The organism is Methylobacterium sp. WL18, from assembly GCF_008040015.1.
Taxonomy (GTDB): Bacteria; Pseudomonadota; Alphaproteobacteria; order Rhizobiales; family Beijerinckiaceae; genus Methylobacterium; species Methylobacterium mesophilicum.
The window spans coordinates 1-2,058 of record NZ_VRVD01000750.1; the positions used below are offsets into that span (position 1 = coordinate 1).

The window sequence follows — 2,058 nt, forward strand, 5'->3', positions numbered from 1 at the left end:
ACCTCGTCCGGGCCGAGCGGCTGGCCGCGGCGACCCAGGCCTTCGACGCCGAGATGCAGCGGACGGTGGCGGATCTCGCGGCTTCCGCGGACGCCATGCAGGCCTCGGCCGACGCGCTATCGGGTCTGGCGGGCGAGACGACCGCGCAGGTCGCCGTCGTGGCGGAGGCGTCCGATCAGACCGCCGGTGTCGTGGTCAGCATCGCCAGCGCCGCCGAGGAGTTGTCGGTCGCGGCCCGGGAGATCGAGAGCCAGGTCCGGCACACCAGCGAGATCGCCTCGACGGCGCTCTCGGATACGCAAGGGCTGGTGGCGACGGTGACGACCCTCTCGCAAGCCGCGGACGACGCCGGCGCCGTGATCGCGCTGATCCGCGCCGTCGCCCAGCAGACCAACATGCTGGCGCTCAACGCCACCATCGAGGCCGCCCGGGCCGGCGCGGCCGGACGGGGGTTCGCCGTGGTCGCCACCGAGGTCAAGGACCTGGCGGCGCAGACCGCGCAGGCGACCGACCGCATCGCCCATCACATCGGGGCGATCCAGGCGGCTGCCGCCGATACGGTCGGGGCGATCGGCTCGATCGGCACGGTGGGCCAGACGATCGCGCAGATGAGCTCCATCGCCTCCGAGGTCGCGGTTGCGGCGGACCAGCAGGGCCAGTCGAGCCAGGTGATCGCCCGCGCCATCACCAGCGCGGCGACGGATTCCCGGAAGGTCTCCGACAGCGTGGCGGGCGTGCGCGCCACCGCGGCCTCCAACGAGGTGCAGGCCGAGCATGTCCGGACGAGCGCCCTGCAGGTGAATGCCGGGACCCACAGCCTGCAGCGGGCGATCGAGACGTTTTTGGCCCAGGTCGCCGCGGCCTGACGGCATCGTCCTGAAAGGCGGAAGGCCCTTCGAGGGAGTCGACAGGGGGGCGGCCGCCATGTCGGCGTTCGCGACGCGGGACATCCGCCGTCTCGACGGCACGAAGACCGGGCGGCGGAAGCGTGCGTGCTGTATCTCGGAAGATCGATGGAGGCCTCGCCCGGAATCGAACCGGGGTGCAAGGATTTGCAGTCCTCTGCGTAACCACTCCGCCACGAGGCCCCTCGTCGCGACGCCGTGGCGCCGCCCTCGGAGCCTGGCGGCCGGCTCCGGGTGGGGGTCTCTAGCAGAGGTGGGCGGCGGCAGGCAACGGTCGCGATGCGGCTTCCGCGCAGGAATATGCGGGCCGATCGGCGCGGGACCGGCCCTTGGCCCGACGGAGAGCCTTTCAGCTCTGCCAGACCCGGGGCATCGGCCGATCGCGGTACCCGGCCAGCACCCGGCCGACGAGGCCGCGCAGGGGGCCGACCCCATCGGCCAGGGCGCGGATGACGAGTTGGCCGTTCCAGGCGCTCGCCGCGGCCTCGATCCCCGGCACCGCGGCCTGTTCGACCAGGGCGCGGGCTTCGTCCAGGCGTTCCTCCGCGCCCTCTGAGACGTCCAGCAGGGTCGCGCAGGCCCGGGCTCCGCCGCCGATCGCCGGACGGGCGAGACGATCGGAGATCGGGCCTTCGAGGACGAGGCTGTCGGCGTAGACGAGCCGCCCGGCCCGGCGCACGCGCCAGGCATCCGCGAACAACCCCGCCTCGATCCGCTCGCCCCGGGCGGCGCGGCCGAAGGCCACGATCTCGACGGCCAGCAGAGCCGCGCCCTCCGCGAGGTCGGCCTCGAAGCGCCGCCGCACCCGGGCGCGATCGAACAGGATCGTCTCCTGCGGCAGCCAGGCCAGCCGGGCGCCCTCCCCCAGTGTGACGCGGTTCTCGATCCGGCTCACTGGCCCGTCCGAGCGGTAGATTTTCTCCGCCGCCGTGGTGGTCAGCACGAGGTCGGCCGACGGGGCGAGGTCCAGCGCGATCGTGAAGGCGTCGCCGCACGCGACACCGCCGGCGGTGTTGACCAGCACCGCCTCCAGCGCCCCCTCCCCGCGGGGGAAGCGCAGCCGCGACGGGCCGGATTCGGCAAGGTCGAGGATGCGGGTCGGACCCGTTCCCCCGGCTGGTCCGGCCCGCAGATGGACGCGCCCGTCCGAGCG

At 73.7% G+C, this 2,058-nt stretch carries 2 protein-coding genes and 1 tRNA gene; 1 reads left to right on the top strand and 2 read right to left on the bottom strand.

Annotated elements, in window-relative coordinates; genetic code table 11:
• Window positions 1–866 (top strand): methyl-accepting chemotaxis protein (locus FV228_RS27825; protein ID WP_246694052.1); only part of this gene is annotated, 866 nt, incomplete at its 5' end.
• Window positions 867–1,014: 148 nt separating this feature from the next.
• Here FV228_RS27825 and FV228_RS27830 read toward each other — a convergent pair.
• Together FV228_RS27830 and FV228_RS27835 are read right to left on the bottom strand one after the other, a co-directional pair.
• Window positions 1,015–1,088: transfer RNA gene (locus FV228_RS27830), tRNA-Cys, on the bottom strand.
• Window positions 1,089–1,254: 166 nt separating this feature from the next.
• Window positions 1,255–2,058, bottom strand: an 804-nt coding sequence (locus FV228_RS27835) for an urease accessory protein UreD (RefSeq protein ID WP_246694053.1), incomplete at its 5' end; no start/stop codon positions are given.